This window comes from Edwardsiella piscicida, from assembly GCF_021733145.1.
Classification (GTDB): Bacteria; Pseudomonadota; Gammaproteobacteria; order Enterobacterales; family Enterobacteriaceae; genus Edwardsiella; species Edwardsiella piscicida.
In genome coordinates, this window is record NZ_CP090968.1 from 766,968 (window position 1) to 793,569 (window position 26,602).

The following is a 26,602-nucleotide window of genomic DNA, read 5'->3' on the forward strand; positions in this document are numbered from 1 at the left end:
AACAGGATATGTCTGGGGACGATCGCCAGCCAATCGGGCGTAAAGGTAAAAAACGGGCGGCGCAGCCGCCACGCGGAGAGCCTGCGCGCCGCCGCCGTCGTTATGACGAGGATGACTACGACGAGGATGACCAGGCGCGTGAGGAGAGTGATGATGACGGATATGATGACGATGATGAGGGTGATGTGGCGCGCAAACAGGTAAAACGTTCCCGTCGGCGCCGCGTGCTGTGGCTGCTGTTCCGTCTGGCGCTGGTCGCGCTGATCGTCATCGGCGCCTATGGGGTCTATCTCGATCAGCAGATCCGCAGCCGTATCGACGGTAAAGTCTGGCAGCTGCCGGCCGCCGTGTATGGCCGGATGGTCAGCCTTGAGCCGGGGATGAACTACAGCAAAAAAGAGATGGTCAATCTGCTGGAGGGCATGCAGTACCGCGAGGTGAGCCGCATCACCCGTCCCGGCGAGTTTACCGTTTCGGGCAGCAGTATCGATATGCTGCGTCGTCCCTTTGATTTTCCCGATGGAAAAGAGGGGCAGATCCACGCTCGCCTGGTGTTTGACGCGGATGGCCTGAGCGAAATTGTCAATCTGGAGAATAAGCGCCAGTTTGGCTTTTTCCGCCTCGATCCCCGGCTGATCACGATGCTGCAGTCGCCCAACGGCGAGCAGCGTCTGTTTGTGCCGCGCAACGGCTTCCCGACGCTGCTGGTGGATACCCTGCTGGCGACGGAGGATCGCCACTTCTATCAGCATGACGGCATCAGCTTCTACTCCATTGGTCGTGCGCTGCTGGCCAACCTGACGGCCGGCCGTACGGTGCAGGGGGGCAGTACCCTGACCCAGCAGCTGGTGAAAAACCTGTTCCTGAGCAATGAGCGCTCCCTGTGGCGCAAGCTTAACGAAGCCTATATGGCGCTGATCCTCGACTATCGCTACAGCAAGGATCGCATTCTGGAACTGTACCTCAACGAGGTGTACCTGGGGCAGAGCGGTAACGATCAGATCCGCGGTTTCCCGCTGGCCAGCCTGTATTACTTTGGCCGCCCGGTAGAGGAGCTGAGCCTGGATCAGCAGGCGCTGCTGGTGGGCATGGTCAAGGGGGCATCGCTGTATAACCCGTGGCGCAATCCCAAGCTGGCGCTGGAGCGGCGCAATGTGGTGCTGCACCTGCTGCTGGAGCAGAAGATCATCGATCAGGATCTGTACAACATGCTCAGCGCCCGTCCGCTCGGGGTTCAGCCCAAGGGGGGCGTCATCTCGCCTCAGCCTGCGTTTATGCAGCTGGTGCGTCAGGAGCTGCAGGCTAAGCTGGGCGATAAGGTACAGGACCTCTCCGGGGTGAAGATCTTTACCACCCTCGATCCTGTCTCGCAGGATGCGGCGGAAAAAGCCGTCGAGGCCGGTATTCCGGCGCTGCGCGCTGCGCGCCACCTCGACGATCTGGAGGCCGCCATGGTGGTGGTCGATCGCTTTAGCGGCGAGGTGCGTGCGATGGTGGGCGGCGCGCAGACCCAGTTTGCCGGCTTTAACCGCGCGATGGACGCCCGTCGTCTGATCGGCTCGCTGGCCAAGCCGCCGACCTATCTGACGGCGCTGAGTGAGCCGGTGAGCTACCGTCTGAATACCCCGCTGACGGATCAGCCGGTGTCGATCAAGCTCTCCAACGGCACCTACTGGGAGCCGAAGAACTACGATCGTCAGTACCGTGGGCAGGTGATGCTGATGACCGCGCTGGCGCAGTCGCTCAACGTACCGACGGTGAATTTGGGCATGGCGCTGGGGCTGGATAAGATCAGTGCGACCTGGCAACAGCTGGGCGTCCCGAAAAGCGTCATTGATCCGGTTCCCGCCATGCTGCTGGGCGCGATTAACCTGACGCCGATGGAGGTGGCTCAGGCCTATCAGACCATCGCCGCCGGCGGTAATCGGGCGACGCTGTCGGCGCTGCGTTCGGTGATCGCCGAGGACGGCACCGTACTGTATCAGAGCCTGCCCCAGGCGCAGAGCGTGGTGGCTCCGCAGGCAGCATACCTGACGCTGTATGCCATGCAGCAGGGGGTGGTGAGTGGAACCTCGCGGTCGCTGTCGGGTAAGTTTGGGCGCTACCATCTGGCGGCCAAGACCGGTACCACGAACGATCTGCGCGACAGCTGGTTTGCCGGCATTGACGGGAAGGAGGTCGCGATCACCTGGGTTGGGCGCGATAATAACGGCCCCTCCAAGTTGACCGGGGCCAGCGGTGCCCTGACTCTGTACCGCCGTTATCTGGAGAATCAGACGCCGCTGGCGCTGGATCTGGTGCCGCCGCAGGGGATCAGCATGGTAGGGATCGATGACGCCGGTAATTTCCAGTGCGGCAGCGGGCGTACCCTGCCGGTCTGGACCGACGATCCGCAGTCGCTGTGCAGTGCGCCGCCGCCGGCTGCCGCTGGCCAGGGGCAGGGCAGCGACGGTGTCGCCAGCTGGATCAAGGATATGTTTGGTCGTAACTGAGCCGGATAGCACAAGAGCATAAGAGCACAAGGCCTCCCGCGGGAGGCCTTGTTTATCATGGGCGAGATTAGAAATTATACTGAATGCCGACGCCCAGCTGGTTATCGGTATCAATGTTGTTATAGCCGCTGAACTCGTTATCTTTCAGCAGATTCACCTTATATTCTATATAGGTCACCATGTTTTTGTTCAGTGCAAACTCGGTGCCGATGCTGATGTAGTTGACCAGATCGCCAGACGCATTTTTCTGCGCCGCGTTGTCGCTATCCAGATTGAGGCCGCGCGACAGCACATAGCCCAGAGAGGGGCGCAGGCCGAAGTCGAACTGGTACTGGGCCACCGCCTCAATGTTCTGGGTCTTCTTCGCGATCAGGCTATTTTTGTTGAAGGGGGTCATATTGCGGGTTTCCGCGTACATGGCCGCCAGGTAGATATTATTCGCATCGTATTTGGCCGCGATGGTCCAAGCCTCGGCGTGCTCGCCCCTAGCGCCGCCCTGGGTTCCCGATGCCTGGGCCGTGGTGCGATCGGAGCTGCTATAGCCCGCCGCCAGACCGATGCCGAAGGGCAGTTCATAGGTGGCGGCGATCCCGGCGCCATCGCCGTTGTCGCGCCGCGCAGAGGCGTCGCCGCGGTTGCCGGTGCCGCTCTGAATATCGTTGTCTTTAATCGTCCCCTCGTTCTTGCCCTGGTACTGCAGGGTGATATTCAGCCCCTCGATCTGACCGAAGAAGTCGCGGTTGCGGTAGGTGAGCAGGTTATTGGCGCGCCCGGTCATGTAGTTATCGGTCATGGCATAGGAGTCGCCGCCGTAGACCGGGAATACGTCGGTCAAGTTCTCTACATCTTTGAGTACGCCGTTATTGCGGCCATAGTCCAGCGAGCCAAACTGGGCGATATTCAGTCCCACGAAGCCCAGACGGGTATAGCTTTCGGGTTCGCCTTCGTGGCGGCTGGCTTTCGCCTGGAATTCCCAACGGGCATAGCCCGTCAGCATCGTGTTAATCTGGGTCTCCCCCTTAAAGCCGATACGCGCATAGCTGTCATCTCCCGCGCCGTCACCGGAGTAGAACTCTCCGGCGAGGCGGCCATAGATATCGACCTTATTGCCATTTTTATTATAAACCTCAGCCCCATGGGCCACGCCCGCCGCCAGTAATGCCGGAATAACCACTGCAAGGTATTTATATTTCATATCTTATCCTTGATGAATAATAATTATTTTAAATGGATGGTTAATGAGGGTGTTATAACCAAGGGCAGGATAATCGCCGGACACCAAAAATGGCACGATGACTCACTTCAATCTTATTGCATAATGTAATTTATATGCCTGTGGCTCTGGGGGTATCTATTTATTGTATTGATTTAAATTCGAATGGATTTATTTTATTGATTGTTTTGTCGCGGCGGCGTGGGGGGTGGCCGCCCAGTCGATAGGGATGTTTCGCTGATGGCGCGGCTAAAATAGGGATGGTTATTTTTTGGTGAATGCTATTTTTGAATGAATTGATTATATAAATATTTAAATATAAAAATTAGGTTTTAGTCATTGTGTATATATTGCCATGGTTTTTGCTATTAATGAAAATAATGGATTGCTTGATGATGTTATACTTTATTTTTCCGCATTTTTTGGTGATAAATTTTGAGTAATGCTCAAATGTGGCGTTTATATTTTATCTCTGTCGATGATTAAAATTCTGGTGAATATATTTAAGTTTACATTTTGTTACAATGGTGCGCGAGCGTTCGCCGGGAAGCGGGTGATCTTCCCGGCGGGCGCTATGCCTTAGAAAAAGGAGGAGTCGTCGTCGTCACCGCCGCCAAAGAAGCCGCCGTCCTGCGGATCGGAAAAGCCGTTATCTTGGCCAAAGCCGCCGTTATTATCCTGACGCCAGTCGGCGTTCTGCCAATCGGCATCGTTCTGACCGTTGTCCTGGCCGCTGTCCTGTGCATCGGTGTTCTGAGCGTCATTGTTCTGGGGATCATTGCCCCGATCGGCGTCGCTGTTGGCGGCCTCCGGCGCGGGGTTGTCCTCAATGATATTGACGATCTCTTCCGGACGGCTCTGGTGGAACAGGCCGGTCAGCATATTGGCCATCACCATCCCCCCGGCGACGCCGGCTGCCGTCTGCAGCGCTCCACCCAGGAAACTGCCTGCGCGAGAGGGGGCGGCCGGCGGCTGCTGGCTATAGCCGGGCTGAGCATAGTTGGCTGCGCCAGGGATCGGCTGGCTGCCCAGCGGCGTACGGGCAGGGGCCGGCGCAGCGGATGCCGCCGCATCGCCGCCGCTCTGGCTGCCGCCGCCGAACAGGCCGGCGAGGAAGCCGCCGCTGCTGCGCGGCTGGCTCTGAAGCTGGCTGACCTGCTGCTGCAGCTGTTCAACCTGTTGATTGAGGCGCTTGAGCGCGGCCTCCTGGATCAGCATCGCCTGCGCCATGTAATACGGGGCGGCCGGCTGCTTGGCCAGACAGGCCTGGATCAGCCGCTGTGCGTCGGCGTCGCGGGGACCGCTGCCGGCCTCAGCCTGCTGCAGACGGGAAAAAAGACCTTCAATGATACGTTGTTCTTCAGTTTGCATACTCTGCCTCAACACAGCGCCCGCCGTAGCGGGGTCGATAACGTTGGTGACCGGTAAAGCGGACAGGGGGCGAACAAAAACCTCCCGGCGGATCCGGGCGGTATTGCAGCGCACCGTGCTCAGGGGCGAACGGCCGCCGGCTCTCTGAGTAATGTAATGCCCAGATACAGCAACGCAATCCCTCTTTACCTAAAGCCACACTGCCTGATATTTCTCTACATTAGGATGCCTGCATCGGGTACCGCGGCGGTGAGATCAGCGGGCCAGCTGCTCCAGCAGCGGCAGCAGGATCCGGACCCCCTCGCGGGTACGGGCTCGGATCCGCCCCGGCAGGTGCCGATCCAAATATTTCATATTGTCGTACTGGGGCTGATGCCAGCTGGTGCCCTGCGCAAACAGGCTGCCGCCGTGGCGGGTCTGACGCGTCGGATCTTGGCTATCCGCGGCAGAGAGCAGCAGCAGCGGCAGCCCGGCCTGAGAAAACAGCGCCATCCCCTCGTTCTGGGGCGTAGACTGACCCAGCGCCGCGCTGTCGCCGCGTGCGATGCGGATGCCGTCGCGTTTGGCTAGCTGCAGCAGACGATCGCGGCTGCGCTCGGCCAGCGCCTGGCTGTTGCTGGTGGCGAGCAGCCTATCGCCGCTGATCAGCGAATCTATGCCGATCACCAGCAGGGTATTTTTCTTCTCCTCCGGCGTCATACGGCTAAGGTAGTTTTCGATCCCCTTGCCGCCGAGCTCCTGCGCGCTCAGCGCCAGAAAGCGGATGCCGACCTGGGTTTTTACCGGGCGTAGGCGCTCGGCCAGCTCCAGCATGACGCCGACGCCGGAGGCGTTATCATCGACCCCCTGGAGCGTCAGCCCACCCAAATTATGGTTAACGTCGTCATCGCTCTGCGGGGTAAAGGTATCCAGATGGGCGACGATCAGGATCTGCTTATCGCCGTGGCCCGCTTTTGCGGCGATCACCGAGGTGGCGGTAACGTTGTGCCAGCTGTTTTTACCGTTGCTGTCGCGGTACAGATAGCGGGTCTTAAAGTCACGCAGGTTGCTGTCGTAGCCCATCTGACGGAAGCGCTGGTTGACATAGTCGGCCATCATCAGCTCGGCGGGGCTGCCCGCCATGCGGCCGGGAAAATAGGTGGCGATATGGCGCACTTCCTGATCGGCGATTTTTCCAATGGGCTGGTGGGTCTGGGCGCTGACCGGCGCGACGAGCGCGCAGCCCAGGCAGAGCGCGGCCAGGGAGAGAGAGTTTCTGCAGCGGGAAAGCATGAGTCGGGCGTCCTTTGTATCTGTCTGTCGATGGCGCGTCACACGTCGGCAGGGGCATTCATCTGCCAAATATTATCGCCTGTGGCAGGGGATTAAACAATTTCTTGCGCAGACAAAGAGGGAAAAATCGCGGGCGTCGGGCGGGCGTAAAGGGGAGAGGGCGTTGCCCCCGGGCGCGATGCCTCCGTACGGCACCGTTGAGGCGGCGGAGACCGCCGCCGGGCGCCGCGCGAAGGGGAACAATTGGTAACAAATTTGGCCGTGCAAATGTTAGACGTTTTGGTCTTCGGCGGTATCATCAGCGCATATGCCAGCGTGAGTCTGAGGCCGTACGGCGCTGGCATTCGGTGTTGCGCCTGTCGGCCCTGTTTTGCCCGGCGCGCAGCGGTAAGGCCGATCGCCTTTCCGCGTATGTGAACGCTTTGCTGCCGCAGGATACGGGTATGCTGATTAATGCCGCCAACAGGTCGGCCGATGAACTGACCACCGCCGAACGCGAAGAGCCCTCTTACGCCTTCAGCGGCGGCGTGTTGGGGTTTGTTTTCTACTGGCTGGCGTTCGCGCTGCCCTTTGTCGTTTACGGCACCAATACGCTGCTGTTTATGCTGTACACCTGGCCCTTCTTCCTGGCGCTGCTGCCGGTGTCGGTGCTGGTGGGGATTCTGATCCACCGTCTGCTCTCCGGCCGTCTGCTGTTCAGCGTGCCGCTGTGCGCCCTGCTGGTGGTCACCCTGTTCTGGCAAACCTTTTCTCTGCTGAGCGGCTGGTAAGCGGGGGAGGTTGTCCTACGTTCGCGCCGCTCGCCGGCTATCAAGTTCTCTCGCCGTTTTCCGATAATGCGTTGGGATGGATATATCCCGTGACGATCAAAACACGATAAGGAAGAGAGCATGACGGCCATTACTATGGCGGCCCCTTCGCCTGCGGCGGATACGCAGGGCAGCGGCGCCAGCGCGGCGGCAGGCGGCGGTATTGCGGGACGTATCGCTCAGCTGCAGAAAGCGATAGCGGGGCTACAGAAACAGCTGGGCAAGCTGGCGGACTCACCGCTGCCGCTGGAAGATAAGCGGCGCCAGCAGGAGATGATCCAAGATCAGATCAAGATGCTGCAGGCGGAGATCGCCCGTCTGCGTCAGCAGGCGAGCGAGGCGCAGCAGATGACGGGCAGCCTTTCCGCCGAGAACGGCGCCGATCCTGCGCGGCGCGGCGATGGCGTAAATCGCCCCCGAGCGGGGCGTGCGGTCGACGTATATATCTAGCCTACGCCGAGCGCGACGGCGGATCGCGACCCGGCCGCGCAGACTTTTGCGCCACGGCGTCGGATGATGCGTGGTAAGTCGATCCTTTCGGCCGCGATCCGTCGTGGGGCGATACGCTTTTTTACATAACTTTATCGTTACGCATACACCGGTCACCCCACTTTCCTATGTTATGATGCGCCACTTGAGCATTTTATACGGTTTCTCAGACAGTATTGTGGTGACAGATGACGAACTATCTGCATTTTCCCAGTTTTGACCCGGTGATTTTCTCCATCGGTCCGGTAGCGCTGCACTGGTATGGCTTGATGTATCTGGTGGGCTTTGTCTTTGCCATGTGGCTGGCGGTGCGTCGGGCCAACCGGCCGGGCAGCGGCTGGACCAAAGACGAAGTCGAAAACCTGCTGTACGCCTGTTTCCTCGGGGTATTCCTCGGTGGGCGTATCGGCTATGTCCTGTTCTATAACCTGCCGCTGTTTATTGATAACCCCCTGTATCTGTTTAAGGTCTGGGATGGCGGAATGTCTTTCCACGGCGGTCTGATCGGGGTGATCCTGGCTATGCTGTGGTTTGCCCGTCGTACCAAGCGCACCTTCTTCCAGGTTTCTGACTTTATTGCGCCGCTGGTGCCGTTTGGTCTGGGCGCGGGGCGTCTGGGCAACTTTATTAACGGCGAGCTGTGGGGCCGCGTTACCCTGGATACGCCTTGGGCGATGCTGTTCCCTGGCTCCAGCAGCGAGGATATGCAGCTGGCGGCGACCCACCCGCAGTGGCAGGCGGTGTATAACCACTTTGGCCTGCTGCCGCGCCACCCGTCGCAGCTGTATGAGCTGTTACTGGAAGGGGTCGTGCTGTTTATTATCCTGAACCTGTTTATTCGCAAGCCGCGCCCGATGGGCAGCGTCTCCGGGCTGTTCCTGGTGGGCTACGGCGCCTTCCGTATTATCTGTGAGTTTTTCCGCCAGCCGGATGCGCAGCTCGGCCTGTTTGACGGGGTGATCAGCATGGGGCAGATTCTCTCCATACCGATGATCGTGGTCGGCGTTATCATGATGGTGTGGGCCTATCGTCATTCGCCGCGCGCGCAGGCGTCCTGATTTTTTTACGTAGAGAGTTAGAGGTGACATGAAACAGTATCTGGATTTGATGAGAAAAGTGCTGGCAGAGGGGACACCCAAGGCCGATCGTACCGGCACCGGCACCCTGTCGATTTTTGGCCATCAGATGCGTTTCAATCTGCAGCAGGGTTTTCCCTTGGTGACCACCAAGAAGTGCCACCTGCGCTCGATCATTCATGAGCTGCTGTGGTTCCTTAACGGGGAAACCAACGTCAAGTACCTGCATGAGAATAACGTCACCATTTGGGACGAGTGGGCTGATGAGAACGGCGATCTCGGCCCGGTATATGGCAAACAGTGGCGCGCCTGGGGCTGCGCCGACGGCCGCCAGGTGGATCAGATTCGTCAGGTGATGGAGCAGCTGCGCCAGGATCCCGATTCGCGGCGGATCATCGTGTCGGCCTGGAACGTGGGCGAGCTGGATCAGATGGCGCTGGCGCCTTGCCACGCCTTTTTCCAGTTCTATGTCGCCGACGGCCGCCTCTCGTGCCAGCTGTATCAGCGCTCCTGCGACGTCTTCCTGGGGCTGCCGTTCAATATCGCCAGCTATGCGCTGCTGGTTCATATGATGGCGCAGCAGCTGGATCTGCAGGTGGGCGACTTTGTCTGGACCGGCGGGGATACCCATCTGTACAGCAACCATATGGAGCAGACGGCGCTGCAGTTGACCCGTGAGCCGCGTGCGCTGCCGCGCCTGGTGCTGGCGCGCCGTCCCGCGTCGATTTTCGACTATCGCTTCGAGGACTTCATCATCGAAGGCTATGATCCACACCCGGCGATTAAAGCCCCCGTCGCCGTGTGATGCGCAGCGACGCTCACGCCTCTGTAAACGCCGGCCCTGCGCCGGCGTTTTTTATTGGCGCCTGCCGTATCCCGCCGCAGTAGCGCTTGGTCCGCCGTCGTCGTCGGCTTAGGCTGGATGCCGTCACGGCGAGGGCCGCCGTGCCATCGTGTGAACGGGGGCGGTCATGGGAGAAACGCAGCGGGGATACACCCTGCTGGAGACGATGCTGGTCTGCGGACTGCTGGCGATGCTGGCCGCCGCGGCGCTGCCCTTCTGGCTACCGCGCCGCGATCAGCAGCGGATGCTGGCAGAGGGGCAACGCCTGCAGACGTATCTGCTGACGCTGCGCGAGCAGGCCTTTCGCAGCAATGGGGTGCGTCCTATCCTGTTCCGTCGCGGCCGAGGGGGCGAGGCCTGTCTGGTTGTGCAGCCGCAGGACGACTGTCGCGCCGCCGCGGCCTTTATGCCGATCGCGCCGCTGCGCCTGGAGGCGCAGATGTCTTCAGACGCCGGGTTTTACGGCCTACGCAATACGGCGCGCCCGGGGCACCTCAGCCTGAGCGATGATCGGCGCGCCGTTCGGGTGATCTGGTCGGCGCAGGGGAGGGTGAGACTGTGCGCAGAGTATGGACTGTCGGCGCTGACGGCGTGCGATGCCAGCGGGGAATGAGCCTGCTGTCGATCATGGTGGGGCTGTTTCTCGGCGCGCTGGTGATGTCGGCCGCCCTGCGCCTGGTCAGTGAACTGCGGCGTCAGGGGCTGGTCGCTCAGCGTCAGCTGCAGCGCATGGCGGAGGCCGAGGGGCTGCTGGATCGGCTGGAGAAGGATCTGCGCCGCAGCGGATTTTGCGCATCGCCCTGTCGCCGTCCGGCGCCGCCGGTGCAGATCGCCGCCGTGCGTGGGGAGCCGGGCGGCTCCTGCGTGCTGCTGGCCTACGATCTGGACGGCGATGGCGCCGTCGAGGCGGCCGAGCGCTTTGGCTGGCGTCTGCGACAGGGGGCGCTGGAGGCGCGGCGCGGCGTCACGCACTGTGACGACGGCGGCTGGGAGCGGGTGAGCGATGAGCGGCGCTGGCGGATCGACGCGCTGCATATTGTCCGTCGCGCGGCGACCTTCCACCTGACTCTGAGCCTGGCGGAGCGGCGATACCCCGATGCGCCGCTGGTGCTGCGGCAGTGGCTGCCCGCTCCGAATCTGGCGCGGATCGCTGCCCCGTGAGGCGTCAGCGCGGCGCGGCGCTGTTGGGCACCCTGCTGGCCGCGCTGGCGCTGGCATTGGGCTGGGTGCTGGCGCAGCAGGCGCAGACCACGGCGCTGCTGCAGCGTAGCGCGGCGCAGCAGCGATACTGGTACGCCGAGGCACAGGCCGATCTCTGGCTGGCGCGGGCGCAGCGCCTGCTCTGGCAGGCCAGCCCGCACTGGCAATGCCGGACGCTGGCGCCGTCGTGGCACGCCTGCATTCGCGCGCTGGATGCGCAGCGGGCGCTGCTGTGTGTGTCTGGTCAGCCGTCTCCGCTGACCTATTCGCTGATTCGGGTACGCTATCTAGAGGGAGAGACGCATGAGCGGGCGCAACGATATCGGGCGCTGCCCGACGGCTGGATCGACTTTTTGCCCGCGGGGATCGCCTGTCCTGCAGCGGGGGAGCGCGCTGGTTGAGGTGATGCTGGCGCTGCTGCTGACCAGCGTCGGACTGATGGGGCTGGTGCAGACCCAGCGCACGCTGCTGCATGCGCAGCGGGCGCAGGAGCAGCGTTTGGAGGCCTGGCGCTATGCGCGCGGCGCGCTGGCACAGGCGACGCTGCCGCTGCAGACGCCGTCGGAAGAGGGGGTACCGCCGGGGTGGCGCCGGACGCTGGGGCTGCGCGACGCCGGATCCTGTCGTCTGCTGGTGTGCGATCTCTCCCCGCCGCGGGGGCGCCCTGTCAGCCTGGCAAAGTTGATTTGCCCTTAGCGGGCGATCGCGGTAGCTTTGGCGCACACCCAACTGGCCGCGCAGCAGGGCGGGCCCCACCGGAGAGGCTATGTTTACCGTTTATCACTCCAATCAACTGGATGTTCTGACGCAGCTGATGGCGGCGCTGATGCAGGGGCAGCCGCTGGAGACGCCCTTTGAACGCGAGGTGATCCTGGTGCAAAGCCCGGGGATGTCCCAGTGGCTGCAGATGGAGCTGGCGCGCAGCTTCGGCATCGCCGCCAATATCGACTTTCCGCTGCCGGCCACCTTTATCTGGGATCTGTTTACCCGGGTGCTGCCGGATATTCCGCAGCGCAGCGCCTTTAGCAAAGATGCCATGACCTGGAAGCTGATGTGGCTGCTACCGCAGTTCCTCGATCGCCCGGCGTTTGCCCCGCTGGCGCACTATCTGAGCGACGATACGGATCGGCGCAAGCATTTTCAGCTGGCGGCGCGGATTGCCGACCTGTATGACCAGTATCTGGTCTACCGCCCCGAGTGGCTGCAGCGCTGGGAGCAGGGGGGACTGATAGAGGGGCTGGACAGCGCGCAGCAGTGGCAGGCGCCGCTGTGGGTGGCGCTGCGTGACTATACCGAGCAGCTGGGCCAGCCCCAGTGGCACCGCGCTAACCTGTATCAGCGCTTCATTCAGGCGCTGAAGGTGAGCGATCGCGCCCCGCCGGGGCTACCGCGCCGGGTATTTATCTGCGGGATCTCGGCGCTGCCGCCGGTCTATCTTGAGGCGCTACGCGCGCTGGGTGAGCACATCGATGTGCATTTGATGTTCACTAACCCCTGTCGCTACTACTGGGGCGATATTCAGGATTATGCCTTTCTGGCGCGGCTGCAAAGCCGGCGCCGCCGTGACTATCTGCTGGCGCAGCGCAGCCTGGGCGAAAGCCAGAGCGCGCTGTTTCGCACGCCGGAGCAGGCCGCCGCGCTGTTTAGCGAGGAGGGCGAGCAGGCGCTGAGCAATCCGCTGCTGGCCTCCTGGGGCAAGCTGGGACGCGATCATATGTATCTGCTGGCCCAGCACGGCCCACAGGAGGTCAGCGCCTTTGTCGACCTGGCGCAGGAGACCCTGCTGCAGCGCATCCAGCGAGATATGCTGGAGCTGGAGGACCATGCCTGTATCGCCGCCGCGGGGCAGACGCTGCAGGATAGTCGGCAGAAGCGGCGGCTGGCGTCGGACGATCGCAGCATCAGCGTGCACGTCTGCCACAGCCCGCAGCGCGAGGTTGAGGTGCTGCACGACAGCCTGCTGGATATGTTCGCCGCCGATGCAACGCTGAGCGCCCGCGACGTGATCGTGATGGTGGCCGATATCGACAGCTATGCGCCTTTTATTCAGGCCGTCTTCGGCAATGCGCCGGCCGGGCGCTATCTGCCCTTCGCTATCTCGGACCGCAGCGCCCGCCAGCTGCATCCGGTGGTGCAGGCGCTGCTGGCGCTGCTCGATCTGCCCCATAGCCGCTTTAACGCCGAGCAGGTGTTGGCGCTGCTGGAGGTGCCTGCGCTGGCGGCGCGTTTTGATATCGATGATGACGGTATCCGGCTGCTGCGCCACTGGGTGGAGGAGTCCGGGATCCGCTGGGGGCTGGACGATGACGCGGTGCGCGACTTGGCGCTGCCGGCGACCGGCCAGCATACCTGGCAGTTTGGCCTGACGCGCATGCTGCTGGGCTATGCCATGGACAGCCGCAGCGGTGAGTGGCAGGGGGTGCTGCCCTACGATGAGTCCAGCGGGACGATCGCCGAGCTGGCCGGGCAACTGGCGCAGTTTCTGGCGGCGCTGCGCGAGTGGCGCCAGCGCCTGGGGCAGATGCAGACGCTGGCGCAGTGGCAGCCGCTGTGCCGGGCTCTGCTGGAGGACTTTTTTGTCACCGACGCCGATAGCGAAGCGGTGTGCGCGCTGATCGAGCAGCAGTGGCTTAAGCTGATTGAAGAGGGGCTGGCGTCGGCCTATCCCGAGACGCTGCCGATCACGGTGCTGCGTGACGAGCTGACCGCCCGTCTGGATAATCAGCGCATCAGTCAGCGTTTCCTCGCCGGGCCGATCAACTTCTGCACCCTGATGCCGATGCGCTCCATCCCGTTTAAGGTGGTCTGCCTGCTGGGGATGAACGACGGCGTTTATCCGCGCACCCTGGCGCCGCTGGGGTTTGATCTGATGGCGGGGAAAGCGCAGCGCGGCGATCGCAGCCGGCGTGACGATGACCGCTACCTGTTTCTGGAGGCGCTGCTGTCGGCGCAGCAGCGCCTCTATATCAGCTACATTGGTCGTTCGGTGCAGGATAACAGCGAGCGCTATCCCAGCGTGCTGGTCAGCGAGCTGCTGGAGTATATCGCCCAAAGCCACTGTCTGGCGCAGGATGTGGATCGGGACGTGGACAGCAGCGCCGAACGGGTGATGGCGCACCTGTGCCATACGCACCCGCGGGTGCCGTTTGATGCCGATAACTTCGATCCGCAGGGCGAGTTCCAGAGCTATGCCAGTGAATGGCTGCCGGCCGCCAGCGGGCAGGGGGTAGAGCATCCACCGTTTGCCACCCGGCTGGCGCCGCTGCCGCTGGAGCACCTGACGCTGGATATGCTGATCCGCTTTTACCGTCACCCGGTTCGGGCCTTTTTTCAGCAGCGTCTGGGGGTCAGCTTTATCCGTGAGGAGAGTGAGCTGCCGCAGGAGGAGCCCTTTACGCTGGATGCGCTCAGCCGCTATCAGATCAACCAGCTGCTGCTTAACCGCCTGGTCGGCGGCGATGAGGTCGAGACGCTGTATCGCCAGATCCGCGCCGCCGGAACCCTGCCCTTTGGCGCCTTTGGCGAGCTGTGGTGGCAGGCGCAGCGCGATGAGATGACGCAGCTGGCGCAGCGGGTCGGCGATCTGTTCCAGCCGGGGGAGAGCCTGGAGATTGACCATACGCTGGACGGGTGTCGTCTGACCGGCTGGCTGCCGCAGGCGCAGGCGTCAGGGTTGGTGCGCTGGCGTCCCGCAGAGCTGGGCGCGACGGACGGGATCGTGCTGTGGATAGAGCACTTGCTGTTTTGCCTGGCTCAGGGGGGCGGCGATAGCTGGATGTTTGGGCGCAAGAATACGACATGGCACTTTGCCGGACTCGATGCGGCGCAGGCCGAGCGCGAGCTGGTGCGCCTGATCGAGGGCTACCGCGAGGGGATGCAGGCGCCGCTGCTGCTGACGCGCAGCGGATGGCAATGGCTGAAGTGCTGTTATGATAAGGAAACGGGACAGCTACAGACGACGGACGAGGCCCGGCTCGTCAAGGCGCACGGCAGTCTGCTGCAGGCGTGGAATGGGGATGCCTTCAGCCCCGGCGAGGGGCAGGATGCCTATTTGCAGCGGGTGGTGCGTACGCTGGATGACGCGGCGCAGCGAGAGCTCGAAGCACTGGCGCAGCGCTTTTATTTACCGCTGCTGCGTCATAATTTGGCGTGATCCTCCGCGACGACGGGGAGCGGGTAGGTGGGTGCGTTTTCTGGGGCACCCAGAACAGGGGCAAGAGGGGATTGGACGTGATACGTAGACAAGGTGCGACCATCGTACTGTGGATATTACTGCTGTTTTGGGCGCCGCTCGGCGCTGCCGCGCAGGGCTGGCAACCGCTGGCGCAGAGCATCAACAAGAGCGCCGGTGATCCGCGCGCCTATCAGGCCATCCGTCTGGATAATGGCATGAAGGTGGTGCTGGTCTCCGATCCGCAGGCGCCGAATGCGCTGGCGGCGCTGGCGCTGCCGGTGGGATCGCTGGACGATCCGGACAGTCAACTGGGGCTGGCCCACTATCTGGAGCACATGGTGTTGATGGGGTCAAAACGCTTCCCGCAGCCGGATAATCTGTCGGAGTTTCTGAAAAAGCACGGCGGCAGCTATAACGCCAGCACCGCCGCATACCGCACCGCCTACTATCTGCAGGTAGAGAACGATGCCCTGGCCCCGGCGCTGGACCGCTTGGCGGACGCCATTGCCGAGCCGCTGCTGGACAAAGGGAACGCCGATCGCGAGCGCCACGCGGTGAATGCCGAGCTGACGCTCGCGCGCTCGCGCGACGGCCTGCGCATGGAGCAGGTCTCCGCCGAGACCCTGAACCCGGCCCACCCCAGCGCCCGTTTCTCCGGAGGAAATCTGGAAACCCTGCGCGATAAGCCGGGCAGCAGTCTGCATCAGCAGCTGGTGGCGTTTTATCAGCGCTACTACTCCGCCAACCTGATGGTGGGGGTCATTTACGGTAACCAGCCGCTTCCCGCGCTGGCGTCGCTGGCAGCGTCGAGCTTTGGCCGCATTCCCAATCGACATGCGACGGTCGCGCCGATCGCGGTGCCGGTGGTGACGCCGGCGCAGCAGGGGATCATCATTCACTATGTCCCGGCCCAGCCGCGGCGGATGCTGCGCATTGAGTACCGGATTCCCAACGACAGCGCGGCGTTCCGCAGTAAAACGGATACGTATATCAGCTATCTGATTGGCAACCGCAGCAAGAATACGCTGTCCGACTGGCTGCAGCGCCAGGGGCTGGCGGAGTCCATTAGCGCCGGCGCCGATCCGATGGCGGATCGCAACGGCGGGGTGTTCAATATCAACGTAGCCCTGACCGAGAAAGGGGTGGCCGAACGGGGACGGGTGATCGCGGCCGTCTATGACTATCTGCGCCTGCTGCGCACCCAGGGCATCAAGCAGAGCTATTTCGACGAGATAGCGCATGTGCTGGCGCTCGACTTCCGCTATCCGTCGGTGACGCGCGATATGGGATACGTCGAGTGGATGGTCGATATGATGCTGCGGGTGCCGGTCGAACACGTCTTGGATGCGCCCTATCTGGCCGATCGCTTCGATCCCAAGGCGATCGCTGCCCGTCTGGACAGCATGACGCCGCAGCGTGCGCGCATCTGGTTTATCGGTCCCGATGAGCCGCACAATAAGATGGCCTACTTTGTCGATGCCCCCTATCAGGTTGAGCGCATCACGCCGACCCTGCTGGCGCGCTGGCAGCGCGACGGACGCGATATCTCTCTGTCGCTGCCGGCGCTGAATCCCTATATTCCGGATAACTTTACCCTGATTAAGCCGGTATCGCCGGCGCCAACGTATCCGCAGCCGATCGTCTCTCGTCCGGGGCTGCGCGCGCTGTATATGCCGAGCCGCTATTTTGCCGATGAGCCCAAGGCCGATATCACCCTGGCGCTGCGTAACCCGCTCGACAGCGACGATCCGCGCGGTCAGGTGCTGTTTGCCCTGACGGACTACCTGGCCGGGCTGGCGCTGGATCAGCTCTCTTATCAGGCGTCGGTGGGCGGCATTGGCTTCTCTACCGGCTATAGCGACGGCCTGCTGATCAGCGCCAGCGGCTTTACCCAGCGTTTGCCGCAGCTGCTCAGCGCGCTGTTGGAGGGCTATGCCGGGTTTATGCCGACGGCGGATCAGCTGGCGCAGGCTAAATCCTGGTACAGCCAGCAGCTGGACGCCGCCGACAAGGCCAAGGCCTTTGATATGGCGATGCAGCCGGTGCGCGCGCTCTCCAGCGTGCCCTATGCCGAGCGCGCCGCGCGCCGCGCCATGCTGCCGTCGATAACGTTGGACGATATCCTGGCCTACCGCCAGCGGCTTATCAGCGCAGCGACCCCGGATCTGATGGTGGTCGGTAACCTCTCTGCCGACCAGGTGCGCCTGCTGGCGGATCGCATTAGCACCCAGCTGCGCTGCAGCGGCACCCATTGGTGGTATGGCCGCGACGTGGTGGTCGGCGGCGCATCGCTGGCGACGCTGGATAGGTCGGGCAGCAGCAGCGACTCTGCGCTGGCGGCCGTCTACGTGCCTACCGGCTATGATGAGATTCAGGGCATGGCGCGCAGCCAGCTGCTGAGCCAGATCCTGCAGCCATGGTTTTACGATCGGCTGCGTACCCAGGAGCAGCTGGCCTATGCGCTATTTGTCTTCCCGACGCCGGTTGGCCGTCAGTGGGGGCTGGCCTTCCTGCTGCAGAGCAGCAGCCGGGCGCCCGACTATCTCTATGGCCGCTATCAGGCCTTCTATGCCCAGGCGGAGCAGCGGCTGGCCGCGCTAAGCGAGGCGGACTTTAGCCAATATCGCGGGGCGCTGGTGACCCAGCTGCGTCAGCGGCCGCAAACCTTGTCCGAAGAGGCCGACCGTTTCCAGGGCGACTTTGCCCGCGGCAATCTGACGTTTGATACCCGCGATAAGCTGATCGCCGCGCTGGAGGGGCTGACGCGGGCCGATCTGCAGCGCTTCTTCCGCCAGGCGGTGCTGGCGCCGCAGGGGCTGGCGCTGCTGTCGCAGGTTCTGGGGCAGAGTATCCAGGGACAGTATGCCCAGCCGGCCGGGTGGGTGCGCTACCCGGACGCCAGCGCGCTGCAAAAGACGCTGAAGATTGAGGTGACCCGCTGATGACGCCGTCGACTCCGTCGGCGCCGCGCGCGCCGATGCCGACCCAGACGCTGGATCCGCTGACCCTACCGCTGCGCGGCGCCCGTCTGATCGAGGCCTCCGCTGGTACCGGGAAGACGTTTACTCTGGCCGCGCTATACCTGCGGCTGCTGCTGGGGCTGGGGGAGGAAAACGCCTATCCGCGCCCGCTGGCGGTAGAGGAGATCCTGGTGGTGACCTTTACCGAGGCCGCCACCGAGGAGCTGCGCGGTCGCATCCGCAGCAATATTCACGCGCTGCGGCTGGCCTGCCTGCGCGGCGAGAGCGGCCACCCGCTGTTTGCCAACCTGCTGGCGCAGATAGCCGATCGGGCGCTGGCGGCCTCCCTGCTGCTGGCGGCGGAGCGGCAGATGGATGAGGCCGCCATCTACACCATTCATGGCTTCTGTCAGCGCATGCTCAGCCACAATGCCTTCGAGTCTGGGGTGCTGTTTCAGCAGACCCTGCTGCAGGACGAACTGCCGCTGCGCCGCCAGGCCTGCGCTGACTTCTGGCGTCGCCACTGCTATCCGCTCTCCGCCGATCTGGCCGCGGTGGTCAGTCAGCTGTGGAGCGGTCCAGAGGCGCTGTTGGCCGAGCTGCAGCCCTACCTGTCCGGTGAGATGCCGCGGCTGCGCCCGGTGCCCGATGCACAGGAGACGCTGGCGCAGCGTCATCAGGCCCTGCTGGCCCGTATTGAGCGAGTCAAGGCCGCGTGGCGGGAACATGCCGATCAGGTGGCAGGCCTTATCGCCGCCTCGGGCGTCGACAAGCGCAGCTACAGCAGCCGCTATCTACCCAAGTGGCTGGATGAGATGTCGGCCTGGGCGCAGGCGGAGACCCGTGACTACCAGCTGCCGTCGTCGATCGCGCGCTTTGCGCAGGCGACGCTGCTGGAGAAAACCAGCAAGGGGGCGCCGCCGTGCCATAGCGTGTTCACGGAGATTGAGGCGCTGCTGGCCGAGCCGCTGTCGCTGCGCGATCTCTTGCTGGCGCGGGCGCTCGGTGAAATCCGTGACGGCGTGCAGCTGGAGAAGCGGCGTCGGGCAGAGCTGGGCTTTGACGACCTGCTAACCCGACTGGATCAGGCGCTGGGCGGCGCGGGCGGCGAGGCGCTGGCCGCGGCGATTCGCCAGCGTTATCCGGTAGCGATGATCGATGAGTTCCAGGATACCGACCCCCTGCAGTACCGTATCTTTCAGCGGATTTATGCCGCAGACGACGCTCGGCCATCCGAGACCGCGCTGCTTTTGATCGGCGATCCCAAACAGGCGATTTACGCCTTTCGCGGCGCGGACATCTTCACCTATCTACGCGCGCGTGCGGCGGTGGATGCCTGCTATACCCTGGAGACCAACTGGCGCTCGACGCCCGGCGTAGTGCAGGCCGTCAACGCGCTGTTCTTACGCCTGGAGGCGCCGTTTCTGTTCGCAGAGATCCCCTTTTTACCGGTGGCCTCCGCCGCGGCCAACGCGGGGCGCCGGCTGACGATCGACGGTGAGCCCCAGTCGGCGATGGCGCTGTGGCTGTATGACGTTCCCGGCTGTACAGCGCAGGAGTATCTGCAGACGATGGCGCGCCGCTGTGCGGCGCAGATCCGCGACTGGCTGAGCGCCGGCCAGCGGGGCAGCGCGCGGCTGATCGGCGGCGATGACGGCGAGGCGGGACGCGCGCTGTGCGCCGCCGACATGACCATCCTGGTGCGCAGCCGCCATGAGGCGACGGTGATGCGCGATGCGCTGAGCGCGCTCAATATCCCCTCGGTCTATCTTTCCAACCGCGACAGCGTCTTCTCGACGCCGGAGGCGCGCGACCTGCTGTGGCTGCTGCAGGCGATCCTCACGCCGGCCCAGAGCCGAACCCTGCGCAGCGCGCTGGCCGTAGGCCTGCTGGGGCTGGATGCGGCGGCGCTGGACGCGCTGAGTCAGGATGAGCGGCGCTGGGATGCAGTGGTGGATGAGTTTGACAGCTATCGTCGCCAGTGGCAGCGCCGCGGGGTGCTGCCGATGCTGCGAGAGCTGATAGGGCGCCGCCGCCTGGCGGAGAACCTGCTGGCGACCGCGGGGGGCGAGCGCCGGCTGACCGACGTCCTGCATCTGGGCGAGCTGCTGCAGGAGGCCGCGGCGCAGCTGGACAGTGAACCGGCGCTGGTGCGCTGGCTGGCCCAGCAGATCGACAGCCCGCAGCCGCAGGCGGAAAGCCAGCAGATGCGTCTGGAGAGCGATCGCCATCTGGTGCAGGTGATCACCATTCACAAATCCAAAGGGCTGGAGTTTCCGCTGGTTTTTCTGCCCTTTGTGGCGACGTTCCGCCGCCAGCGGCAGGGGCTGTACCATGACAGGGTCACCCACCAGGCGGTGTTGGATCTGAGTGCGGACGATGATGCGCTGGCGCTGGCGGATCAGGAGCGTCTGGCGGAGGACCTGCGCCTGCTGTATGTCGCCGTGACGCGAGCCGTGTATCACTGTGCGCTGGGTATCGCCCCGTTGGTGTCCGGAAACCGCCGTAAACAGGATGAGAGCGATCTGCATCACGGAGCCATCGGCTACCTACTGCAGCGCGCCGAGCCCTGCGATGCCGCGGGGCTGAAGCAGGCGTTGCAAACGCTGTCGAATGACCAGATTCGTCTGGAGATCCTCTCTCCCGGCGAGGGAACGCCGTGGCAGGCTGAGCCGATACCGCCGCGCGCGCTCTGCGCCCGTCGCTTTACCCGCCGTCTGCAGGATGACTGGCGGGTGACCAGCTACTCCGCGCTGCAGCAGCACGGTGGTAGCACCTATCTGGAGCTGCTGCCGCGCCTGGATATCGACGCCGCCGGCGAGAATCGCACGCCGGCGGCGGCGGTCTTCAGCGCCCACACCTTTCCGCGCGGCGCGGCGCCGGGGACCTTTTTACACAGCCTGCTGGAGACGCTGGACTTCGCCGCGGCGCCGGATCCGGCGTGGCTGGCCGAGCAGTGCCAGGCGCAGGGGATCGATCTGGCGTGGGTGCCGACGCTGGCGCAGTGGCTGACGCAGATCCTGCAGACGCCGCTGGATGAGAGCGGGCTGACCCTGAGCCATCTGGCCCCTTCGCAGCGCCAGCCCGAGCTGCAGTTTTATCTGCCGATTGCCCGCCCGCTGCGGGCAGAGGCGCTGGATGCGCTGATCCGCCGCCATGATGCGCTATCGGCGCAGTGCGACGCGCTGACGTTCAGCCAGGTTGAGGGCATGCTGAAGGGCTTTATCGACCTGGTTTTCTGCCACCAGGGTCGCTACTACCTGCTGGACTATAAGTCCAACTGGCTGGGTGACGATCGGGCGGCCTATAGCCCCCCGGCGATGGCGGCGGCGATGATCGCGCACCGCTATGATCTGCAGTATCAGCTGTATACCCTGGCGCTGCACCGCTATCTGCGCCATCGGCTGGTGGATTATGACTATCAGCGCCATTTCGGCGGCGTCTTTTACTGTTTCCTGCGCGGCATGGCGGGCGCTGAGCCGGGGCAGGGGGTCTTTGCCTGTCGCCCCGAGGAGGCGCTGGTCACGGCGCTGGATGCGTTGTTTGCCGGGGAACAGGAGGATGGCGATGCGTGAGTCTCTACTCTCCCAGATGGCGCAGCAGCGTACGCTGCGCCCGCTGGATCTGCAGTTTGCCACGCTGTTAGCCGGGCCGCAGCAGCCGCACCTGGCGCTGGCCGCGGCGCTGGTCAGCCAAGAGCTGGCCGCCGGGCATGTCTGCCTGCCGCTGACGGCGCTGGATACGGCGACGCTGAGCCAGCGCTTTCCGCAGCAGGCCGATGCGTGGCCAGCGCTGCTCGCCGGGTGGGACGTTGCTCGCTGGCGGGACTACCTGCTGGCGCAGCCCTGCGTCAGCGGTGGCGATAGGGCGACGCCGCTGGTGGTCAGCCACGATTGCCTGTATCTACAGCGACTATGGCGTGATGAGGGCACGGTGGCGGCCTTTTTCGCCGCGGCCTGTGCGCAGCCGCGGCGCGTCGATGGCGCGCTGGCGCCGGTGCTGCACCGTCTGTTCCCAGCCACGGCCCAGCGGCCGGACTGGCAGCAGGTGGCCGCGGCCGTGGCGGTGACGCGCCGGGCGTCGGTGATCTCCGGCGGGCCCGGCACCGGTAAAACCACGACCGTAGCGCGCCTGCTGGCGGCGTTGGTCGCGCTGGCGCCCGGTCGGATGCCGCGTATTCAGTTGGCGGCGCCGACGGGCAAGGCGGCGGCGCGTCTGGGTGAGTCGCTGGGGCAGGCCTTGGCGGCATTGGCGCTGGCGCCGGATCAGCTGCAGGCGATGCCGCGCGAAGCGCTGACGCTGCATCGGCTGCTGGGTGCCCGGGCAGACAGCGCCCGCTTGCGCTATCACCGGGATAATCCGCTGCATCTGGATGTGCTGGTGGTGGATGAGGCTTCAATGGTGGATCTGCCGATGATGGCGCGGCTGATCGAGGCGTTGCCGCCGCAGGCGCAGCTGATCCTGCTGGGGGATCGCGATCAGCTGGCGTCGGTGGAGGCCGGCGCGGTGCTGGGTGAGCTGTGCCGCTTTGCCGAATATGGCTTCAGCGCCGCGCGCGCGGCCGAGCTGAGCCAGCTGTGCGATGCGCCGATCCCCGCCGGAGAGACGCAGCCAGCGGTCGCCCTGCGTGACGCCATCAGCCTGCTGCGTCACAGCTACCGCTTCGACGCCCGTTCAGGGATCGGGCAGCTGGCGCTGGCCGTCAATCGGGGCGATCGCCGGATGGCTATGGCGTGTCTGGCGGACCGCTTTGCCGATCTGCATTGGCACGAAATCGCTCAGGATGAAGACTACCAGACGCTCTTAACGTGCTGTCTGGCGGGGTATCGCCCGATGCTGGAGGGGATCCTGCGCGGGGAGGCCCCGGCGCAGATCCTGGCCAAATTTGCCCGCTTCCGTCCGCTGTGCGCCCTGCGCGAGGGGCCCTTTGGCCTACATGGTCTCAACGAGCGTATCGCTCTGACGCTGCAGCGGGCGGGGCTGATCCGGCGCGCGCATGAGGGGCAAAAGCACTGGTATGCCGGGCGTCCGGTGATGATCACCCGCAACGACGCCAGTCAGGCGCTGTTTAACGGCGATATCGGTATTACGCTGGGCGATGAACAGAGCGGCTGGCAGGTGTGGTTTATGGGCAGCGACGGCGCGCCGCGCGCGGTACAGCCCAACCGTCTACCGCCCCATGAGACGGCCTGGGCGATGACGGTGCACAAGTCGCAGGGATCGGAGTTCGACCATACGCTGCTGGCGCTGCCGACCCAACCGTCGCCGGTGGTGACGCGTGAGCTGGTGTATACCGCCATCACGCGGGCGCGCCAGCAGCTGACGCTCTTTGCGACCCAGCCGGTGCTGGAGCGGGCCATCCGTACGCCGACCGAACGGCGCAGCGGGCTGATGGCCCGTCTGCTGGCCGCCGCCGATTAAGCGACGTGCCGCGCGGCGGGGCTACAGCTCGGTCAGCAGGATTTTGGAGCGGCGCTGGTAGTTATACAGCGCCTGCTTCTGCTGCGGCAGCATATCGACCTCTACCGGCTGGAAGCCGCGCTCTTGAAACCAGTGCAGGCTGCGGGTCGTCAGGACAAACAGCTTCTCCAGCCCCATCTGACGCGCCTGCGCGGTAATTCGCTGCAGCAGCTGCTCTCCGCGCGCAGAGTTGCGGTAGTCTGGATGCACCGCCACGCAGGCCATCTCGCCCATGCGCTCCTGGGGGAAAGGGTAGAGCGCGGCGCAGGCGATAGTCAGGCTATCGCGCTCGATCAGGGTAAAGCGCTCTATCTCTCGCTCCAGCTGTTCGCGCGAGCGACGCACCAGGATCCCCTGCTGCTCCAGCGGGCGGATCAGGGCCAGAATGCCGCCGATATCATTGATGTTAGCGCGGCGGATCTGCTCTGCGCTCTCCATCACGATCTGGGTGCCGATGCCGTCGCGCGAGAACAACTCCTGCAGCAGAGCGCCGTCTTCCAGGTAGCTTATCAGGTGGCTGCGGCCTACGCCGCTGCGACAGGCGGCGATCGCACCGCGCAGAAAGCGCGTGCTGCTCAGGGCCCCCTCACCGGTGGTCTCCAGCGCCGCGACGCGCCGCTCGGCCTCGTTGGGCAGCAGCTCGGCGGCGATGCTGCCGTCGTCGTTGCTGACCCCCTGCGCGGCGCAGAAACCGATCAGCTTCTCCGCCTGCAGCTTGATGGCCAGGTGGGTGGCGATCTCTTCAGTGGTGAGGTTAAAGCTCTCTCCGGTGACTGACACCGCCACCGGACCGAGCAGGACGATAGCGCCGGCGTCCAGCTGACAGCGCAGCGCGGCCTCATCAATGCGGCGAATGCGCCCGCTGTGGCAATAGTCCACGCCGTCATCGACCCCCAGCGGCTGGGCGATGACAAAGTTACCGCTGACCACGTTGATGTGCGCGCCGGCCAGCGGCGTATTGCTCAGGCTCATCGACAGGCGCGCGGTGATATCCAGCTGAACCTGCCCCGCGGCCTGTTTGACCAGCGCCAGCGTACGGGCATCCGTGACCCGGGTCTGCTTGTGGTAGCGAGGATCGCAGCGCTGCTCTCGGAGAAGCGTATCGATCTGTGGGCGGGCGCCGTAGACCACGACCAGACGAATGCCCAGGCTATGCAGCAGCGCGATATCGTTGATGATGCCGACGAAGTTCGCCTCGGCGATGGCCTCGCCGCTTAGCATAATGACAAAGGTCTTGCCGCGGTGGGCATTGATGTACGGCACCGAGTGGCGAAACCCCTGAACCAGTTCTGTGCTGCGCTCCTTCATAATCGTCCCTTTGTGAATATCTATTCGCTCATTCTGTATTTTTATTCTGCTATTGCGCAAAAGGCAAGCGACAAATTGTCCGCGCGGGTTCGCCGCCGCGCGGGTAAGGACATAGATTGTTAAATCTCTATTCAGATTTTCTAATGACATCCCCAGACGGTTTCGCTAAAGTTTTGCCCGTCTTTTCCCGGCGCCGGGGTGCCGGAGCGGGTATTTCAGCGTTGTTCCCTGGGGTTACATGACAGATTCCAACCATAGCCTAACGCGCCGCCGCCTATTGCAGGCTGCCGCGGCCACTTGGTTCCTTAGCGTCAGCCGCGTCGGCTTCGCGGCGTCCGCACAGGTGATCGCCGTGCGTGTATGGCCGTCGTCGACCTATACCCGGGTCACGCTGGAGTCGAGCCATCCGCTCAAATATAAGCAGTTTGCGCTCAGCAGCCCCGATCGTATCGTGGTGGATATTCAGGGGGTGCATCTCAACAGCGTCCTGAAAGGGATCGGCCATCAGGTGCAGGGGGGCGATCCCTATCTGAAGCATGCCCGTGTCGGCCAGTTTGATCAGGATACGGTGCGCCTGGTGCTGGAGCTGAAGCAGAACGTCAGCCCGAAGGTGTTTACCCTGTCGCCGGTCGCCGAATTTAAGAACCGCCTGGTGGTGGATCTCTACCCGGTCGCCGGTTCCCCCACCGCGCGGGCGGACGATGAGGATGACCCGCTGCTGGCGCTGCTGGAAGATTATAACAAGGGGGATCTGGAGCGCTCCCTGCCGAAGGCCGGGCCGCAGAAGGGCAAGGCCGGGCGCGACAGGCCCATCGTCATTATGCTCGATCCCGGCCACGGCGGCGAAGATCCCGGAGCCATCGGTAAAAACCGGACCCGGGAGAAAGACATCGTGCTGAAGATAGCCCATCGCCTCAGCGCGCTGATTAAGCGTCAGCCGAATATGCGGGTGTATATGACCCGCTATGAGGATGTGTTTATTCCGCTTAAGGTGCGGGTGGCCAAGGCGCGCCGTCAGCGCGCCGATCTGTTTATCTCCATTCACGCCGATGCGTTCACCAGCCGGACGGTGCGCGGTTCGTCGGTCTTTGCGCTGTCCACCAAGGGGGCGACCAGCACCGCCGCGCGCTATCTGGCGCAGACGCAGAACGAGTCGGATGAGATTGGCGGGGTGAGCCGCAGCGGCGATCAGTATCTGGACCACACCATATTCGATCTGATGCAGACGGCGACCATCAACGACAGCCTGAAGTTCGGCCGCGAGGTGCTCGACCGTTTGGGGCGGGTCAACAAGCTGCATAAGAATCGCGTCGATCAGGCCGGTTTTGCGGTGCTGAAGGCACCGGATATTCCGTCGATTCTGGTGGAGACGGCGTTTATCAGCAACGTGGAAGAGGAGCGGCGTCTGCGCACCAGCGCATTTCAGCAGCAGGTGGCCGAGTCGATTCTGGCGGGGATTAAGGCCTATTTTGCCAGCGGAGCGCAGCTGGCGAAGCGTTGACGGCGAAGCGGTTGGAACGGGCGTAAGCGCCACCGACCGCGGGCCGGATGCGGACGATAAAAACAAAAAAACACCCGTTAAGGTGTTTATTGTCGATGACGAAATTGGTTGCGGGGGCCGGATTTGAACCGACGACCTTCGGGTTATGAGCCCGACGAGCTACCAGGCTGCTCCACCCCGCGTCCGTCATACTGCTATCATATTGTCTGCTGTACACAATTGGTTGCGGGGGCCGGATTTGAACCGACGACCTTCGGGTTATGAGCCCGACGAGCTACCAGGCTGCTCCACCCCGCGTCCGTCATACTACCATCATATTGTGTACTGCGCATCGGATTGGTTGCGGGGGCCGGATTTGAACCGACGACCTTCGGGTTATGAGCCCGACGAGCTACCAGGCTGCTCCACCCCGCGTCCGATGAGGGCGAATAAT

General features: G+C 63.5%; 18 protein-coding genes and 3 tRNA genes. 14 read left to right on the forward strand and 7 right to left on the reverse strand.

The window, feature by feature from the left end:
* The first annotated feature begins 8 nt into the window (after positions 1 to 8).
* The gene (mrcB, locus tag L1P05_RS03440) at positions 9 to 2,492 is read left to right on the forward strand and encodes a bifunctional glycosyl transferase/transpeptidase (RefSeq protein WP_012847566.1); all 2,484 of its coding nucleotides are present in this window, start codon (positions 9 to 11) and stop codon (positions 2,490 to 2,492) included.
* Positions 2,493 to 2,559: 67 nt separating this feature from the next.
* On the opposite strand, the gene L1P05_RS03445 is transcribed toward mrcB, so the two are convergent.
* From L1P05_RS03445 to L1P05_RS03455, 3 genes are all read right to left on the reverse strand, one after another.
* Positions 2,560 to 3,687 (reverse strand): porin, encoded by a 1,128-nt coding sequence (locus L1P05_RS03445; RefSeq protein WP_012847567.1) that lies wholly within the window; start codon positions 3,685 to 3,687, stop codon positions 2,560 to 2,562.
* Positions 3,688 to 4,284: 597 nt separating this feature from the next.
* Positions 4,285 to 5,076 (reverse strand): DUF2076 domain-containing protein, encoded by a 792-nt coding sequence (locus L1P05_RS03450; RefSeq protein WP_012847569.1) that lies wholly within the window; start codon positions 5,074 to 5,076, stop codon positions 4,285 to 4,287.
* Positions 5,077 to 5,331: 255 nt separating this feature from the next.
* Positions 5,332 to 6,348: an aminopeptidase gene (locus tag L1P05_RS03455; protein ID WP_012847570.1), complete on the reverse strand. Its 1,017-nt coding sequence runs from the start codon at positions 6,346 to 6,348 to the stop codon at positions 5,332 to 5,334.
* Between the two features lie 443 nt (positions 6,349 to 6,791).
* Between L1P05_RS03455 and L1P05_RS03460 the strand changes: the two genes are divergently transcribed.
* The 12 genes from L1P05_RS03460 to recD all read left to right on the forward strand — a co-directional run bounded on the left by L1P05_RS03460 (position 6,792) and on the right by recD (position 23,321).
* Positions 6,792 to 7,118 carry a DUF3561 family protein gene (locus tag L1P05_RS03460; RefSeq protein WP_034168753.1) on the forward strand — a complete coding sequence of 109 codons (327 nt, stop codon included), beginning with the start codon at positions 6,792 to 6,794 and terminating at the stop codon, positions 7,116 to 7,118.
* 120 nt (positions 7,119 to 7,238) lie between these two features.
* Positions 7,239 to 7,607, forward strand: coding sequence for a FlxA-like family protein (locus L1P05_RS03465; protein ID WP_012847572.1), 369 nt, complete (start codon positions 7,239 to 7,241; stop codon positions 7,605 to 7,607).
* 227 nt (positions 7,608 to 7,834) lie between these two features.
* Positions 7,835 to 8,704, forward strand: coding sequence for a prolipoprotein diacylglyceryl transferase (gene lgt, locus L1P05_RS03470; protein WP_012847573.1), 870 nt, complete (start codon positions 7,835 to 7,837; stop codon positions 8,702 to 8,704).
* 28 nt (positions 8,705 to 8,732) lie between these two features.
* Positions 8,733 to 9,527, forward strand: coding sequence for a thymidylate synthase (gene thyA / locus L1P05_RS03475; protein ID WP_012847574.1), 795 nt, complete (start codon positions 8,733 to 8,735; stop codon positions 9,525 to 9,527).
* A gap of 166 nt (positions 9,528 to 9,693) precedes the next feature.
* On the forward strand, positions 9,694 to 10,179 hold the full coding sequence (locus L1P05_RS03480; RefSeq protein WP_012847575.1) for a prepilin-type N-terminal cleavage/methylation domain-containing protein: 486 nt from the start codon (positions 9,694 to 9,696) through the stop codon (positions 10,177 to 10,179).
* Positions 10,125 to 10,727, forward strand: a complete 603-nt coding sequence (locus L1P05_RS03485; RefSeq protein WP_226079122.1) for a peptidase — start codon at positions 10,125 to 10,127, stop codon at positions 10,725 to 10,727. The genes L1P05_RS03480 and L1P05_RS03485 overlap by 55 nt, the downstream gene beginning before the upstream one ends.
* On the forward strand, positions 10,724 to 11,167 hold the full coding sequence (locus L1P05_RS03490) for a DUF2509 family protein (RefSeq protein ID WP_012847577.1): 444 nt from the start codon (positions 10,724 to 10,726) through the stop codon (positions 11,165 to 11,167). The genes L1P05_RS03485 and L1P05_RS03490 overlap by 4 nt, the downstream gene beginning before the upstream one ends.
* Before the next feature lie 4 nt (positions 11,168 to 11,171).
* On the forward strand, positions 11,172 to 11,462 hold the full coding sequence (locus tag L1P05_RS03495; RefSeq protein WP_015460988.1) for a prepilin-type N-terminal cleavage/methylation domain-containing protein: 291 nt from the start codon (positions 11,172 to 11,174) through the stop codon (positions 11,460 to 11,462).
* A 70-nt stretch (positions 11,463 to 11,532) separates the two neighbouring features.
* Positions 11,533 to 14,919 carry an exodeoxyribonuclease V subunit gamma gene (recC, locus tag L1P05_RS03500; RefSeq protein ID WP_012847579.1) on the forward strand — a complete coding sequence of 1,129 codons (3,387 nt, stop codon included), beginning with the start codon at positions 11,533 to 11,535 and terminating at the stop codon, positions 14,917 to 14,919.
* An 80-nt stretch (positions 14,920 to 14,999) separates the two neighbouring features.
* The gene (ptrA, locus tag L1P05_RS03505) at positions 15,000 to 17,882 is read left to right on the forward strand and encodes a pitrilysin (RefSeq protein ID WP_041692572.1); all 2,883 of its coding nucleotides are present in this window, start codon (positions 15,000 to 15,002) and stop codon (positions 17,880 to 17,882) included.
* Positions 17,882 to 21,475 (forward strand): exodeoxyribonuclease V subunit beta, encoded by a 3,594-nt coding sequence (gene recB / locus L1P05_RS03510; protein ID WP_045474447.1) that lies wholly within the window; start codon positions 17,882 to 17,884, stop codon positions 21,473 to 21,475. The genes ptrA and recB overlap by 1 nt, the downstream gene beginning before the upstream one ends.
* Positions 21,468 to 23,321 carry an exodeoxyribonuclease V subunit alpha gene (gene recD / locus L1P05_RS03515; RefSeq protein ID WP_012847581.1) on the forward strand — a complete coding sequence of 618 codons (1,854 nt, stop codon included), beginning with the start codon at positions 21,468 to 21,470 and terminating at the stop codon, positions 23,319 to 23,321. The genes recB and recD overlap by 8 nt, the downstream gene beginning before the upstream one ends.
* Before the next feature lie 21 nt (positions 23,322 to 23,342).
* Here recD and argA read toward each other — a convergent pair whose 3' ends face one another.
* The gene (gene argA, locus L1P05_RS03520; protein ID WP_015683239.1) at positions 23,343 to 24,668 is read right to left on the reverse strand and encodes an amino-acid N-acetyltransferase; all 1,326 of its coding nucleotides are present in this window, start codon (positions 24,666 to 24,668) and stop codon (positions 23,343 to 23,345) included.
* 238 nt (positions 24,669 to 24,906) lie between these two features.
* Between argA and amiC the strand changes: the two genes are divergently transcribed.
* Positions 24,907 to 26,169, forward strand: coding sequence for an N-acetylmuramoyl-L-alanine amidase AmiC (amiC, locus tag L1P05_RS03525; protein ID WP_015460994.1), 1,263 nt, complete (start codon positions 24,907 to 24,909; stop codon positions 26,167 to 26,169).
* Between the two features lie 105 nt (positions 26,170 to 26,274).
* Here amiC and L1P05_RS03530 read toward each other — a convergent pair.
* The 3 genes from L1P05_RS03530 to L1P05_RS03540 form a co-directional block, all read right to left on the reverse strand.
* A tRNA-Met gene (locus L1P05_RS03530) sits at positions 26,275 to 26,351 on the reverse strand.
* Positions 26,352 to 26,389: 38 nt separating this feature from the next.
* Positions 26,390 to 26,466 (reverse strand) — tRNA-Met (locus L1P05_RS03535).
* Positions 26,467 to 26,506: 40 nt separating this feature from the next.
* A tRNA-Met gene (locus L1P05_RS03540) sits at positions 26,507 to 26,583 on the reverse strand.
* Between the last annotated feature and the right edge of the window lie 19 nt (positions 26,584 to 26,602).